The 13,833-nt window shown below is 48.3% G+C and carries 14 protein-coding genes; 8 read left to right on the top strand and 6 right to left on the bottom strand.

The features are described from left to right. Window positions 1-223: 223 nt before the first annotated feature. Window positions 224-2,494: a S41 family peptidase gene (locus tag AB9P05_RS03745; protein WP_371907470.1), complete on the bottom strand. Its 2,271-nt coding sequence runs from the start codon at window positions 2,492-2,494 to the stop codon at window positions 224-226. A 494-nt stretch (window positions 2,495-2,988) separates the two neighbouring features. Here AB9P05_RS03745 and AB9P05_RS03740 point away from each other — a divergent pair, with 494 nt between their 5' ends. Together AB9P05_RS03740 and AB9P05_RS03735 are read left to right on the top strand one after the other, a co-directional pair. After that, a complete protein-coding gene (locus tag AB9P05_RS03740) occupies window positions 2,989-3,834 on the top strand; it encodes a bacteriorhodopsin (protein ID WP_371907469.1) in 846 nt (281 codons plus the stop codon). A gap of 103 nt (window positions 3,835-3,937) precedes the next feature. After that, entirely contained in the window at window positions 3,938-4,129 is a 192-nt protein-coding gene (locus AB9P05_RS03735; RefSeq protein ID WP_371907468.1) for a hypothetical protein, read from the top strand. A 137-nt stretch (window positions 4,130-4,266) separates the two neighbouring features. Here AB9P05_RS03735 and AB9P05_RS03730 read toward each other — a convergent pair whose 3' ends face one another. Continuing rightward, window positions 4,267-5,199 (bottom strand): Brp/Blh family beta-carotene 15,15'-dioxygenase, encoded by a 933-nt coding sequence (locus AB9P05_RS03730; protein ID WP_371907467.1) that lies wholly within the window; start codon window positions 5,197-5,199, stop codon window positions 4,267-4,269. 244 nt (window positions 5,200-5,443) lie between these two features. On the opposite strand from AB9P05_RS03730, the gene AB9P05_RS03725 reads away from it, so the two are divergent. The 5 genes from AB9P05_RS03725 (at window position 5,444) to nuoK (ending at window position 9,335) form a co-directional block, all read left to right on the top strand. Next, on the top strand, window positions 5,444-5,758 hold the full coding sequence (locus AB9P05_RS03725; protein WP_371907466.1) for a hypothetical protein: 315 nt from the start codon (window positions 5,444-5,446) through the stop codon (window positions 5,756-5,758). 67 nt (window positions 5,759-5,825) lie between these two features. Further along, window positions 5,826-6,923 carry an NADH-quinone oxidoreductase subunit H gene (locus AB9P05_RS03720; RefSeq protein WP_371907465.1) on the top strand — a complete coding sequence of 366 codons (1,098 nt, stop codon included), beginning with the start codon at window positions 5,826-5,828 and terminating at the stop codon, window positions 6,921-6,923. 1 nt (window position 6,924) lies between these two features. Then, window positions 6,925-8,511, top strand: a complete 1,587-nt coding sequence (locus tag AB9P05_RS03715) for a 4Fe-4S dicluster domain-containing protein (protein WP_371907464.1) — start codon at window positions 6,925-6,927, stop codon at window positions 8,509-8,511. Continuing rightward, window positions 8,504-9,019, top strand: a complete 516-nt coding sequence (locus AB9P05_RS03710; RefSeq protein WP_371907463.1) for an NADH-quinone oxidoreductase subunit J — start codon at window positions 8,504-8,506, stop codon at window positions 9,017-9,019. The genes AB9P05_RS03715 and AB9P05_RS03710 overlap by 8 nt, the downstream gene beginning before the upstream one ends. A gap of 10 nt (window positions 9,020-9,029) precedes the next feature. Beyond that, on the top strand, window positions 9,030-9,335 hold the full coding sequence (gene nuoK / locus AB9P05_RS03705; RefSeq protein ID WP_371907462.1) for an NADH-quinone oxidoreductase subunit NuoK: 306 nt from the start codon (window positions 9,030-9,032) through the stop codon (window positions 9,333-9,335). Here the strand turns inward: nuoK and AB9P05_RS03700 are convergent. Further along, window positions 9,325-9,909, bottom strand: coding sequence for an ACP phosphodiesterase (locus tag AB9P05_RS03700; protein ID WP_371907461.1), 585 nt, complete (start codon window positions 9,907-9,909; stop codon window positions 9,325-9,327). The genes nuoK and AB9P05_RS03700 overlap by 11 nt on opposite strands. Window positions 9,910-9,981: 72 nt before the next feature. Here AB9P05_RS03700 and AB9P05_RS03695 point away from each other — a divergent pair, with 72 nt between their 5' ends. After that, complete coding sequence (locus tag AB9P05_RS03695; RefSeq protein WP_371907460.1) at window positions 9,982-11,904, top strand: AAA domain-containing protein; 1,923 nt, start codon at window positions 9,982-9,984, stop codon at window positions 11,902-11,904. A gap of 410 nt (window positions 11,905-12,314) precedes the next feature. On the opposite strand, the gene AB9P05_RS03690 is transcribed toward AB9P05_RS03695, so the two are convergent. The 3 genes from AB9P05_RS03690 to AB9P05_RS03680 all read right to left on the bottom strand — a co-directional run bounded on the left by AB9P05_RS03690 (window position 12,315) and on the right by AB9P05_RS03680 (window position 13,488). Then, on the bottom strand, window positions 12,315-12,710 hold the full coding sequence (locus AB9P05_RS03690; RefSeq protein WP_371907459.1) for a Kazal-type serine protease inhibitor family protein: 396 nt from the start codon (window positions 12,708-12,710) through the stop codon (window positions 12,315-12,317). A 34-nt stretch (window positions 12,711-12,744) separates the two neighbouring features. After that, window positions 12,745-13,140: a Kazal-type serine protease inhibitor gene (locus AB9P05_RS03685; protein ID WP_371907458.1), complete on the bottom strand. Its 396-nt coding sequence runs from the start codon at window positions 13,138-13,140 to the stop codon at window positions 12,745-12,747. Between the two features lie 120 nt (window positions 13,141-13,260). Further along, window positions 13,261-13,488: a Kazal-type serine protease inhibitor gene (locus tag AB9P05_RS03680; protein WP_371907457.1), complete on the bottom strand. Its 228-nt coding sequence runs from the start codon at window positions 13,486-13,488 to the stop codon at window positions 13,261-13,263. Window positions 13,489-13,833: the final 345 nt, after the last annotated feature.

Here is a 13,833-nt window from a genome sequence, read left to right as displayed (position 1 = left end):
CGCCTCACCGGCGGGCTTTTCTTTTGTCTGGAGAGTGATCATCAGTATTTGCATGATCATTACCCGGGGCAAGTCATCAGGCATAGATTTGTTGGCAGGGTAAACTTATGGCCCTGGCGCCTAATCCTATGCCAGTCCCATCGGGACGTCGCCTTGGTAGCCCGCATAAAGAAATAGCAATCCTTAGGGCCGTAGGCACGCAGCTTTACCTTACTCCTGTTTCCTACTCCCCAATCTCCCCCTGCACATAATCGATTGCCTTTTGCAGCACCTCATCTTTACCTGCCCGTATACCCCCTATAGTCGGTTTTACCTCTATATCCGGCACCAGCCCTATCTTTTGGAGCTGCCGGCCATCTATGTGGCGCACATCATGCCCGGTAAATGCAAGGATTATATTGCCAGGGACCCGGAATTTAGTTACATCCCCGTTAGCCCCTGCCGTCTGGCTACCTATGAAGGTAGTGCCATTAGCCGCTTCCAGAAATAAGCCCGTATGTTCCGCCTGGCTCATCGTACGCTCGTCTATCAGCATGACCGTTTTTCCTTTATAGCGGCCGCCTTTTGAGGGAGGGATGGGCTGGTCAAAAAACGTTTGGTGCCCGGTGCCTCCAACGCTGATCTTCATAGGCGAATACCTTCTGAAGCTTGCCGCATACACCCCGTTCTTTTCCGTAAGGTAGGGCGCGATAGACCACGCCGTGCCCTTTGGGTAGCCCCTCATATCAAATATGATAGCTTTCGTGTCCCTCAATACATCGAACATGGAGTCCACCATCTCTTTCGTCAGCCTGTCCAGGTCCGCATACCCGATATCCTTATTGATCAGCCGGATGATAGGCTGCTCGTTTCTGCCATTGCCCAATTGCCACAACATTCGGTTATAAGAAGCATCTCTCCGCAGAGACACCCTGGCAGTACGGCCATCTGCCTTTTGTATCACCAGCGAAGCTTCCGTACCATCCTGTCCGTTCAACAGCACATGTGCCACCCTGCCTCGCAGATACGCATCATTAGAAGACGCCGTTAGAGTGGCGTACCGCTCAAAGCGATCTGATATAGCCTCACCATCCACCGCCAGCACGATATCTCCTATGTTTACTTCCGTATGCTTATAAAGAGAATCCGGCAGCAAATCCACAATCACAGGCTGCCCTTCTATATACCGTACTTTGATAGGAGGGGCGGCAGGGCCCAGGTAAGCATTAAGCGTTTTGCTGCCTGCAAAGCCGTGCCCGTCCTCGATGTTTGTATACATTGCCGCCACAGCCATATGATACCCCAGCGAATCCGATGCACTAACAAAACGAGGTATATACTCCCTCAGTACCTTGTCCCAGTCTTTTGTCATCAGGTCCTGGTAGGCAAAAAAGTAATGGATAACCGTCCATATTTTAGCGGCCGCCAACAGCCGGTGCCCCTCGTCAGGATAATCGCCTGACGACTCTTCCACCTGGTTATCACCGGCAGCAAACCTTGAAGTTTCTTTGGCATCGCCTACTACATTTACCTGTTCAGGCGTATGGTTAATCAGGGACAGGGCACTACCGACCATCTGCTGCTTTTCGGTTCCTTTCGGTAACAGCACGTGCTCTTTAATGGGACGGTCAGTCAGTAGCTCGTTCGTGCGGATAGAGACCGTTAGCGAGTCATCCAGTTCAAAGGTTATGGTTTCGGCAAATACCGCCTCTGTGATTGGCGAAGTCGATACTATGCGGGCTTTATCACCCAGATAAAGGCCTGCCACCACCCGCGGCATATCCGTATGTTCGTTAACAATAAAAACAATAGGCCTGTCCACCGCTTCAGGAGCCGGGGTAATGGTTTTTTGATTAGTTATATAGTAGCCCGATTCATAGCCGCCCGAAGTAGCCCCTGATTCCGGTGCGAACCCATCATGAAATCTTGCCTGCAAGCCAGGTATCTCGATTACTTCGCTTGAAAAGTAATTTTCTATCATATTGAAATACCAGGGAACGTATCCTTTGAACATTCCCGGATTTTCCGCACTTCGTATGTCAAAAATAACCCCCTTGGACAGCGGTATGCTTTCCGTAAGCCTTTTTAGTTGAGTCATCACATAATTATAGTCCTCCAGGTCACTGTAATCGTTTATTGAGAACAGCAGCACACTGTCCTCTACGAATTCAACTACCGGGTATTTGACAGAATCACCCGTGTATCTTCTGGCTTCTGAGGTGACGACTAGGGTGGCAGGATCATTTAATCGGCTGAGCATCCGTTGGACAGCCTCGCCGTACTCCCGGCTGTTCTTGGCATCCTTTACCAGCCCGATATTATCTGTAAATGCACCAGCCCAGTCGATAGATCCATCATCCAGGTCAGGGTGAAAGTAGTTAAGATGCCCCCACAGCTCGCAGGTTTTGGCAAGTCTCTCAGTCTGTATTGAATCCAGCCCGGCAGGCTGTGATTGAGCGGCAAGAGTCAGGTAGGCAAAGGTAAATAGTATGCTTAGCAGAAGGGTCTTTTTCATGCGGTTAGTTCGGTCATTTTCAAATCCGGGGATAAAATAAGTAGTGACGGCGTTGATAGCCCCTATCGCCTAATCTAATCAATTTTTCCTTTAACACTGGGGCGCGTCCTGTCTGCTTCAATACCCTTAGCCTGGCATCTGTCCTGGATACAGCTATTGCTTCTCGTTTCACCATCAAAGCACCACGCTTGATTAAAGGGATAACCTATCCTCCCCTCCTCCAGGCTATTCATATTATGGCCTCTTTGTCCGGTTGGTTGATTTTCAAGGGAGTTAATTTAAACATTACTATTTCCTCCGGGTTAGCCTTACACACTTTGCATCACACTATTGTGCACCTTAATACAATAATAATATTACCCCGCAGGGGTAATCTGCCACTTTCCGCATTTATATCGTGAAATAATTTTTGGTCACGCTGCTGGCCGGGTCATAAGCCTGATGATTAGCTGACCTGCTTGTAGCAGCTATTTATATTTAACCATACCCACGCCATGAATGAACTTGGTAATGCAACTTTTGAAAATTACGTAGGGCTTGAACAGGGCTTTTCCGAAATGGCCTACCAGCTCACCTCACACGTACTTACCCTTGGCTACGCCTGTATGCTCGCCGGCCTTTTGTACTTCGTACTTACCATTAAAAATGTCGCACCGAAATACCGTATGTCATCCATACTATCGGTAGTCGTAATGGTCTCTGCTTTTTTACTGCTTTATGTACAGACCGAAAACTGGACAGATGCCTTTGCATTTGATAAAGAAAAAGGAAGGTATTTTCTCGCGGAAGGCAGTGACCTGTTTAACAATGGGTACCGCTACCTCAACTGGCTCATCGATGTACCCATGCTGCTTTTTCAGATACTCTTTGTCGTAAGCCTTACCCGTAGCAATTTTAGCAGTGTGCGTAATCAATTCTGGTTTTCCGGCGTCATGATGATCGTCACCGGGTACATTGGCCAGTATTACGAAGTGACCAACCTCACAGCCTTTGCTATTTGGGGAGCCATATCCACCGTATTCTTTATTCACATCCTCATACTCATGCGCAGAGTCATAAAAGAGGGTAAAGAAGGCATTCCGGACAAAGCACAAAAACTGCTAGGGTCTATATGGGTCCTCTTCCTGGTATCCTGGATGCTCTATCCCGGCGCTTACCTCATGCCTCATCTGTTGGGTATAAATGGAGGCTTGTTTAACGAAGTCGGCGTAGTCGCCCGCGAAATCACCTACACCATAGCCGATATATCTTCCAAAGTGATATATGGCGTACTGCTCGGCTTAGTCGCACAGTCACTCAGCAAGGCAGAAGGCTATACCATAGAACAGCAGGAGTTATAGAATTAATTTTATTAATAGCATATAACAAAGAGGCTGTCTCAAAAGGCAACCTCTTTCTTTTTGTTCAAAATATAATTTTGCATTCCTCATAACTACCGCGAGGTTGTACCGGGCCGCGTTCGGCCGGGCCGCGTTCGGCCGGGCCGCGTTCGGCCGGGTCGCGTTCGGCCGGGTCACGTTCGACCGGGTCACGTCCAACCGGGTCACGTTCAACCGGGTCACGTTCAACCGGGTCACGTCCAACCGGGTCACGTCCAACCGGGTCACGTCCGACTTCGCTATGCAGAGTGATTGAGGTAATTTTCAAAATATTGTTTGGTAGAAAAAGAGGTCTTCCTACAGCCTCTTGTTTTTTATATCGGCTTTATCAGCGTAAAACAGATGGAGGGACAGAATAACCATTATAGGAAAAGTGAACCAGCCCTACGCCGACTAGACCGCTTTATATTGGTTCTTCTTCCTGAAAAAACGGACATAAAACCTGTTCATCACAAACACATGAGGCAGCGTAATAGACGATATGGCAATGAGCAGGCAATACCCGTATGATATCGGCAACCATCCCATGTAGATAAGCCCGAATAGTAAACCGATCCCTCCTATGGAAAACAGCGTTAGTGGTGCCACAAGCTTAATAAACTGTCTTATTGAGAATACTTCCCCCGAAGCTTTTAAAAAGACATATTCCTCACGGAGTACTTTAAAAGAATGCAGGATCACAAAGTATAAAGTAAACCCTATCAAAAGAGGAGTAAGGTAAAAGCAACCCAGTAATACTCCCAGCAGAAGCAACTCCCTCAAAAAGGCACCCCGCGACAATACCTTAATATGCCAGAGCCTCCCCATTAGACACACAGTACCCAGCCCGCTTATCAGGCACATAAATACCATTAACTGGTAGCCGTGCAGGGACCGTAGAAAAGAAAACTCCGCATGCTTACTGGCAATGCCCATTACCTCAGAGTAGTTTAAAAGGACAAGGCTGCTTATGAGCAATGTCCCCCAGCTTAAGTAGAGTAATTTATGCTTCGCTATCTGCTGAGACAGATAGTGCGAAAACTGAGACTGACCAAAGTGATAGGCGGATATCAGAAGAAAGACCATATAGGCAATAGCCGGAAAAATAAACCACAAGGCAATATTAATACCCACAAAGACAAGGTAGACAGCGTTAAAGAGTGCAGGGCTGATCGGTTTATTACGAATGAAAAGGATATTATCTATGGCCCCGTGAGGTATTCCCAGTAAGAGTAAAAACGGAATACAAAGGTATAACTGGTCGCTGAGAGAGGGCTCCCCGAAAAGCAAGAGTAGGGGCAGTACCATTACCAGGCTTATAATAAAGATGATAGCGGCCCGTGTCATATGTACTTGCTCATTAATTTCTTGCCTCCTGATTCATTTTTATGATAGCTGGCTGACTAGTATAAAAATCAACCGGACCACATAAGGTTTCCTGTTTTGAAGGTTAATTCGCCTTAAAAGCTGGAAATTCAAAGAATAGTTGATCACACGTCTACTATATGGCAGCCATCACCCCGCTGCAGAGCGAAACAATACCCTTCCCAAACTACTTTTTATATTGATTTGAATTAAAAAAACGTAATTGATGATAACCTACCAGATATCCCAAACAGATAAAATCACTGCCAGCATAGGAGAGCAGTTTCAGGTAATATCCGGAAGAGCCCCCCTCAAGTCCCCGCAAGGTAGCTGGGAAGCCTATATAAACCTGCCCGATGGCATAGAGCTGCAGGAACAAAAGCCTGCCGAAGAAGATCGTTACAAGTTCACCCTCAAGGTGGTACATGCCATGCCAAGCGGTACCCTCACCTGCGGTTTTGTCGATGCAGGTAACAATACCACCGAAGAGTACACCCTCACCGTAGAAGCAGCCGGATCAGGCAGCGCAGGAAATGGCTGATCTTTACCTTTGGTGTTAGCGTCTAAGCCCTTATTTTTGTCTGCCGACAGCTAACCGGTTTACGCTATTGACGACCTTTTTATTCTTTCTGCCCTTTCTGTTGCTATACGCCGTAGTGGCCATCTACGCCGAGCGTAAGGTATCTGCCTTTATACAGGATAGGGTAGGGCCTATGGAAGTCGGGCGCTACGGGCTGCTGCAGACCATTGCCGACCTGCTCAAGCTTTTGCAGAAAGAAGACATTGTACCAGCTGCAGCAGATAAAAAGCTCTTCAGGCTATCACCCGTCCTTATCTTCACCGCCGTGTTTAGCGGGTTCAGCGTCATACCTCTCGCCGCCGGGTGGAGCGGCGCAGGCATAGAGACAGGCGTATTTTTCCTGCTCGCCATAGTCAGCCTCGATGTACTGGGCATCCTTATGGCCGGATGGGGTAGTAACTCCAAATTCAGCCTCTACGGCGCCATGCGCTCCGTGGCCCAGATCATCTCATATGAAGTGCCCCTCGGACTCAGCGTGCTTGCCGTCGTCATGATATGCCAGAGCCTCGACCTCCAGCAGATAAGCTGGCAGCAAAGCGTATGGTACCATAGCCTGCCTCAATCAGAGACTCAGTACCTATTCGGCCTCAGGCACACCGGCATCGATGTATCCCAGGTAGGCGGTATACTTACCTGGAACATCATGCGCATGCCCCTGCTCCTCATTGCCGCCCTCATCTTTTTCATCGCCTCCCTGGCCGAGTGTAACCGGGCCCCATTTGACCTTCCCGAGGCCGAATCAGAGCTGATAGGCGGATTTCATACCGAATATTCCGGATTTCGATGGGCCATGGTCATGCTCAGTGAGTATGGAATGATGCTCCTTGTGAGCTTTCTCGGGGCCGTTCTTTTTTGGGGAAGCTGGAACACCCCCCTCCCCAATATAGGGAGCCTCGAGCTCGCCTACTGGACCTCCGGTACCCCGGGTACCATTTCCGGCATAGCCTGGGGAGGTTTCTGGCTGTGCAGTAAGGCCCTGCTCACTGTGCTTATTCAAATGTGGATTCGCTGGACTTATCCCCGCCTCCGTGTGGACCAGCTTATGTCACTTTGCTGGAAATACCTTACCCCTGCTGCTATTTTAATTATATTAGCCGCCGGCGTTTGGCGCCTTTGGATGATCTGATATGAAGAAGAAAGGAGCAAATAGCGGATACTGGAAAAGCATTGGAGAGGCTATTAGTACCCTCACCGGCGGGCTCAGACTCTCCTGGAGGCACCTCCTGCAGGCCAGGAAAAGCCGGAGCCCCAAAGGCGTGGAGGAAGAAGACTACTTTGAGCAGTCCACCGGTATCTTTACTACCCAATATCCACAGGAATCCCTGCCCATACCTGATAACGGCCGCTACCGCTTGCACAATGAAATTGATGACTGCATCGTATGCGATAAGTGCGCCAAAATATGTCCCGTAGACTGTATAGAGATAGATCCTATACGTGCAGTAGGTGACCTCGGCAAGACCAGTGACGGTACTGTTAAGCGCATACATGCCGCCCGCTTTGATATAGATATGGGCAAATGCTGCTTTTGTGGCCTCTGTACCACCGTATGCCCCACTGAGTGTCTCACCATGACCAAGGCCTACGATTTTACCGAGTATGATGTAGATGACCATATCTATTCATTTGGTAAAATGAGCCAGGAAGAAATAGAAGTGGCCCATACCCGGCTCGCTGACTTTCTTGCGGAAAAAGAAAAGGCCAAAACAGCCAAAGCCGGAAGCGCCTCTGGTACGGCTAAACCTGCCGCACGCGTAAAGCCAGAGGCCGCAAAACCCGCCCGGGAAGGTCGTGAGCAAGGCAGTAAGCCGGCATTTAAGCCCAGGGTAAAGCCTAAGGCCACCGGTACCCAAGCACAGGAAGAGCCAGGTGAGCCCAAGCCAAAGCCTAAGTTTCGCCCCAAAGTAAAGCCCTCCGCCACTAGCCCCGCGGAAGATACCGGACAGCCGGCAGATAAAGCGAAAGAAAAGCCTAAGCCCGCTTTTCGCCCGAAGATAAAACCAAAGGTCAAACCAGCGGCAGCGTCAGAAGAAGATAGTAATAAAGACAGCCAAGACAGTAAGCCAAAGCAATCAGCCCCCCCGGTTGTAAGGCCGAAAATAAAACCTAAGACCACACCCAAAGCGGGTGCCGACGATAAAAAGGCTCGGCCTGTAATAAAGCCTAAGATAATACCAGCTTCGGAAGAAGGAAAGGAGAGTAGGGAAGGAGCGCCTGAACCTTCCAAACCGGCTCGCCCCGTGGTAAAACCTAACGTGAAGCCACGCAAGCCGTCAGAAGATGAAGAGAGAGATGCCTCACCGAAAAGTGACCACCCAAAGCCTGCTGCCAAACGCCCTGTGATCAGGCCTAAAATAAAGCCCGCAGCCTCCCAGGATAAAAAAGGTGACGAGAGCAAACCGGAAAAGCCTGAAGAAAGCAGTACGAAGAAACCTGCACGGCCTGTTATTAAGCCCAACGTGAAGCCCGCCACCTCACAGGATAAGGCCATAGGGGAGGGAGGTACAGGCGAAGACAGCCCCTCAGGTAGTACAAAAAAACCAGGAAGACCTGTCATTAAACCAAAAATAACCCCCCCCTCACCGGAGGAAGAACCTCCCGGGGATAAGGACCAAGGCAACCAGTCCGGAGAAGAAAAGAAAAAGCCCAGGCCCGTGATCAGACCACGTAAGCCCGATAGTGATAGTAACCAGGATAAGCAAAGCGATGATTGAGTGGCTCTTTTATATGTTTGCCGGGCTTACTATAGCCTCAGCCCTGGTCATACTGCTTACCAGAAACATCCTCTATGCGGCCTTTTCATTGGTAGTCACCTTTCTGGGCGTGGCCGCGCTTTATGTCCTCGCCGGTGCTGACTTCATTGCCGTTACCCAGATCATGGTGTATGTAGGAGGCGTTATCGTGCTCATGATTTTCGGGGTCATGTTCACCAATAAAGTGCAGGGTAAACCCATCACCACCGCCGTACATAACCGCGTCTGGGGTGTGCTCATATCGGTAGGGCTTTTTGCCTTTCTTTTTGCGTTTATTCTGAGGATGAACTGGAACGCCCTCGGGTGGATCAGCCGGTCAGAAGAACTAACCGTTGACGGAAGCGGTACCATCCATAGGTTGGGTACCGGGCTTATGACTGACTACCTCCTGCCTTTTGAGCTTGCAGGAATTCTATTATTAATAGCCCTCGTAGGTGCTGCCTTTGTAGCACGCCGGCAACTTGACTGATCCCCGCCCTATGATACCCATTACCCATTACCTCATCGTAAGTTTCTGTCTCTTATCCGTTGGGCTGGCGGTCGTTATAACCCGTAAAAATGCCATAATGGCCCTTATTGGCATAGAGCTTATGCTCAATGCTGCCAATATTAACCTGGTTGCTTTCAGCCGGTACGACGGCGTTCAGCTTCAGGGGCAAATGTTTGCCCTCTTCGTCATCATTATTGCAGCAGCCGAGGCGGCAGTAGGGCTTGCGATAGTCCTCAAGGTATTTAACTACTTCCGCACCCCCGACCTGGATAAAGTGGATTCCCTCAGTGATTAATCAGCCACTCTTTTACAAATTTTTGAATATCCGGAAGGAAAGCCCGGAACTCCCCTTCAAATTGAGCATAATGACTACGTAGCTCAAACCCCGCTTTTTCCATGCCACTGTCAAACGTCGTTCGCCGGGCCATGCCAGATAGCGCCTGTTCTATCCCCTCTACCTCACGATAGTGATACATCCAGTTGCCCTGTGACATATAATAGAAAGTTCGCTGCGCCCTTTGTGGTAAGTGGTCGCTCCTTTTTCTTATAATCTCATATACCCCTTCCGTAAATGGCTTTAGCGGCTTAGAGTGGTAAGTGCCCCACAGGCTTGCCAGAAAATGGTCATAGTAAAGGTCTACAATTACCCCCGCATAGTGGCGGTAGCGGCTTCGCAGCCTGTCCTTACTTTCTGCTACCACCGCATGGCTATCAGTATATGCATCAATCTCCCTGTGCAGGAGCACCCCCTTCTGGATACTGTCAGGCAAGGCCTCATGTTTACTTCCTTTTACAAAGTCCCCGATATAATTGCCAAATAGCAGATCCGGGTTGTCCCCAGATAAAAATACATGGCCTAAAAAATTCATAGATTCCGCGAGCTCATTTTTAACCCAATATATCATTACCCGTTAACTTTTAAAGCCTAGTTTTACATCCTCATGAGTAAAAGCACCGAAGAAATACGCAAAGTGCAGCGACTCATCCGGCTTGAGCGCGATGAAGAACAGCACTATTACCAGAACAAGATCATACGCAGCTCCCTCTCAGACAGGCGGAGGGAAGGCCTCACCTGGTATCCCGTAGACCTTAATAAGCAATACCTTGGTACGGGCGAGCGCCTGTTCGTTGAATTGGTGCGCACTCGTGATATAGGCCAGCCCCATGTTTTTCAGCCTGGTAAAGTGGTGTCCCTCTTCGTCAACAGCGGTGCCGGAGACGGGCGCAAGCAAAGCCTCAGTGGCGTAGTCAGTGCCATACGAAATGAGAAAATGACCCTTGTACTCAATACAGACGATCTGCCCGACTGGATCGATGATGGTAAACTCGGCGTCGATATGCTGTTTGATGAGGCAAGTTTCAGAGAGATGGACCGGGCCCTCAGTGATCTGATGAAGCTGGAAAAAGGCCGCTCCTTTCAGCTTCGCGAAATACTCTACGGTCACCTGCAGCCCTCCTTTACTTCCCGTGGTGACTTTAGCTCAGACTCTCTCAACGAAAGCCAGAATAAGGCCCTGCAAAAGGTTATGGATGCCGAAGACCTGGCCATTATTCATGGCCCACCCGGTACCGGCAAGACCACTACCATCGTACAAGCCATATACCATACCGTAAAGGTGGAAAAACAAGTACTCGTAAGTGCGCCAAGCAATGCCGCTGTCGACCTGCTCGCTGAAAAACTTGCTTCTATAGGCCTCAATGTACTTCGTATAGGTCACCCCGCCCGTGTCACCGCCCCTGTCATAAGCAATACCCTCGATGCCCGCATTGCCAGTCATGACAGCTTCAAAGATCTCAAGACCGTAAGGAAGCGGGCTGATGAAATGCGTAACATGGCCTATAAGTACAAGCGAAAATACGGTAAGGCTGAAAAGGAACAACGTAAACTGCTTATTCGGGAAAGCCACCGCATGCGTGGAGAGGCCGACATGCTCGAGCACTATATTGTCAATGACCTTATGGAGCAGGTACAGGTGGTATTATGCACCTTGGTAGGTGCCTCCCATGAACTGCTTCGCGGCCGTACCTTTGGTACCGTGTTTATTGATGAGGCCGCCCAGGCCATAGAGCCTGCCTGCTGGATTCCCATATTAAAGGCGCACCGTGTCATTTTTGCCGGTGACCACTGCCAGTTGCCTCCCACTGTCCGCAGCATAGAGGCGGCCAGAGACGGACTCAGTGAGACGCTCTTCGAAAAAGCCATAAGCAGACAGGAGGCAGATGTCATGCTTACCATTCAGTACAGGATGCACCGCGACATCATGAACTTTAGCTCCTCATGGTTCTACGAGAACCGGCTGCGCGCCCACCCTTCTGTAGCCCAAAGCCTCCTGCCCGGGTATGACCGCGCCTTGCTTTATATAGATACCGCCGGATGCGGATATACTGAGCAGGTAGACAAAGAAACCCTTAGTACATACAACACCGAAGAGGCTGACCTGCTGCTCAGGCATTTAAAAGAAAGCCTGCAGGCACTGGGAGGGGAGCAAGTCGTGGAGCAAGGCCTTACCATTGCCGTCATAGCCCCCTACAAAGCACAGGTGAATTTACTGAGGGACAAGGCTGCTGCCGATGAAGAGTTCAGACAGTACACCCCGATACTATCCATAGATACCGTAGATGCCTTTCAGGGGCAGGAGCGCGATATCATTTATATCAGCTTGGTACGCAGTAATGAGAAGGGCATCATAGGGTTTTTATCAGATATCCGCAGGATGAACGTAGCCCTCACTCGCGCAAAGCAGCGCCTCGTAGTCCTCGGAGACAGCGCGACACTCGGCACTCATGATTTCTACAGCAGGTTTGTCGATTATGCTCAGGAAGTGAATGGGTATCAGAGCGCATTTGAAATACTCTATAGTTAACCACGGCGACCTGTCGGGTTGTTCACACTGGCAGCCTAATTCAACTAAGACTAACCAACTGGTCGTCTAATAAATGAGGAGCATTACCTTCCGCCCAGCACCCTTCCTTTGCTTACATCATTTGGTCATTCCATGGCTCTGTAACGCTATAATTCAGCCCCACAACTAAAATCTCACCACTAATAACTTACAACTTAACACTCAACACTCTGTGATCCCCTCTTATCCTAATGCTAGCCGGAACAAGTCCCGATGAATCGCGCCTCTACGGTTTAGTGCCAGCATCGGTTATTCAATAACTCAGTAATTCTATTATTCAATTACTCTTCACCCTTCTCTCATTCAAAATTCTCCAATTAAAAAAGGCCACCCTTCCGGGCGGCCTTTTTAGTAATGGATTACTGTATTACTTAGTATACAGAAACACCGCAGCTATAGTACTCATCAGAAGTGTATCCTGCGAGACCTGCATAACAGCTATTACCGAACTGCTTGCCGTCATATGTGCAAACAGGGTCATATACATCAGGACAAGCATAAGGAGGCCATACAGCAGCTTGCTTCTGGCTTAAAGCAGCCTGAAGAGCTAATCCGCAAGACTCATACTCATTCTTCTTGTATCCTGCGCACTCAGCGAAGCAAGAGTTAGAGAACTCTTTGCCGTCATACGTGCATACAGGGTCATAAACTGCAGGGCATACGCAGCCCTTAACAGCTTCAGCTTTATCTACAGAGAAAGACTGTGTAGAGATAGCTGTCATAGCTACCAGTGCAAAAAGCGAAAGGAATAGTTTTACTGATTTCATAATCGTATTGATAGTTGTTTGCTATAAGAAGTTCTTACATTGTAGAAGTACAAGACTCATATTCGTTCTTCTTGTATCCGTCGCACTCAGCGAAGCAAGAGTTAGAATACTCTTTTCCGTCGTAAGTACAAACTGGATCGTATACTGCAGGGCATACACAATCAGCTGCAGCTTCTTCGATCTCTACAGTAGTAGTTTCTGCCATAGAAGTAGCAGCACCGCAAGACTCATACTCATTTTTCTTGTAACCGGCACACTCAGCAAAGCAAGAGTTAGAGAACTCTTTGCCATCATACGTGCATACAGGGTCATAAACAGCAGGACATACACAGTCACCAGCAGATTCAGTTTCTACCGCGAAAGACTGAGTAGAGATAGCAGCAAGTGCTACAAGTGCGAATAGTGATAGAACTAGTTTTACCTTTTTCATAATAGAATTAAATAATTAGTGAAATTAATAAATAAGTAAAAGGACACAGAAAACCTGTCCTGTGCCATTTCACAGGTTTAAAGAAATTATAATAAAGTTCAGTTTATTATTCTGAGATTATTAAATGATTAGTCCGCAAGACTCATATTCGTCTGCTGTATAACCATTACATTCGGCAATGCAGGCATTACTGAATTCTTTGCCATCATACGTACATACGGGGGCATATACCTGAGGACATACGCAGGGACCGCCTTGTTGCGTGCCTGCAGCATTTGTATTGAGTGAGGTGAAAATAGCACAGGCAGTGACCGCTAGTGCCGAAACGGTTTGTTTTATTCTTTTCACAGGTTATTTGGTCAGTTTTTTCAGGTGCAATGGTAAGGGAATTTTTGGGTATTATCAAATTGAATTTTGTCTCTCAATTAAGTTCCGGGAAAGACAAAGCTATTTCTGAAAATTATATAATTGACAGAAAGCACATTGCATTTTTTAAGTAAAAAAAATTCCAATTTTTGTATAATATTTAAATTATCAGTCACTCCCACAGGACTACAAAAAAGATAATGGAATGCCAAAGATTTGAGCGGCTTATCTGCAGAAATAAACGATTTCTATAGACACAGCCTATAATCAGAAAGTACGGCAAGACATATTTCCATTTTTTCGTAACCGGAACTCCGAATACACGAT

Origin of the sequence: Roseivirga sp. BDSF3-8 (genome assembly GCF_041449215.1) — a bacterium.
Taxonomy (GTDB): Bacteria; Bacteroidota; Bacteroidia; order Cytophagales; family Cyclobacteriaceae; genus JBGNFV01.
The sequence above is the reverse complement of the archived record's forward strand: the minus strand, read 5'-3'. Positions and strand labels throughout refer to the sequence as shown.

Coding starts and splice junctions, on each gene's coding strand:
- AB9P05_RS03725 (WP_371907466.1), top strand. CDS start 5,444: ATGATAACCTACCAGATATCCCAAACAGATAAAATCACTGCCAGCATA.
- AB9P05_RS03715 (WP_371907464.1), top strand. CDS start 6,925: ATGAAGAAGAAAGGAGCAAATAGCGGATACTGGAAAAGCATTGGAGAG.
- nuoK (WP_371907462.1), top strand. CDS start 9,030: ATGATACCCATTACCCATTACCTCATCGTAAGTTTCTGTCTCTTATCC.
- AB9P05_RS03695 (WP_371907460.1), top strand. CDS start 9,982: ATGAGTAAAAGCACCGAAGAAATACGCAAAGTGCAGCGACTCATCCGG.
- AB9P05_RS03685 (WP_371907458.1), bottom strand. CDS start 13,140: ATGAAAAAGGTAAAACTAGTTCTATCACTATTCGCACTTGTAGCACTT.
- AB9P05_RS03710 (WP_371907463.1), top strand. CDS start 8,504: ATGATTGAGTGGCTCTTTTATATGTTTGCCGGGCTTACTATAGCCTCA.
- AB9P05_RS03745 (WP_371907470.1), bottom strand. CDS start 2,494: ATGAAAAAGACCCTTCTGCTAAGCATACTATTTACCTTTGCCTACCTG.
- AB9P05_RS03690 (WP_371907459.1), bottom strand. CDS start 12,710: ATGAAATCAGTAAAACTATTCCTTTCGCTTTTTGCACTGGTAGCTATG.
- AB9P05_RS03740 (WP_371907469.1), top strand. CDS start 2,989: ATGAATGAACTTGGTAATGCAACTTTTGAAAATTACGTAGGGCTTGAA.
- AB9P05_RS03700 (WP_371907461.1), bottom strand. CDS start 9,909: ATGAATTTTTTAGGCCATGTATTTTTATCTGGGGACAACCCGGATCTG.
- AB9P05_RS03730 (WP_371907467.1), bottom strand. CDS start 5,199: ATGACACGGGCCGCTATCATCTTTATTATAAGCCTGGTAATGGTACTG.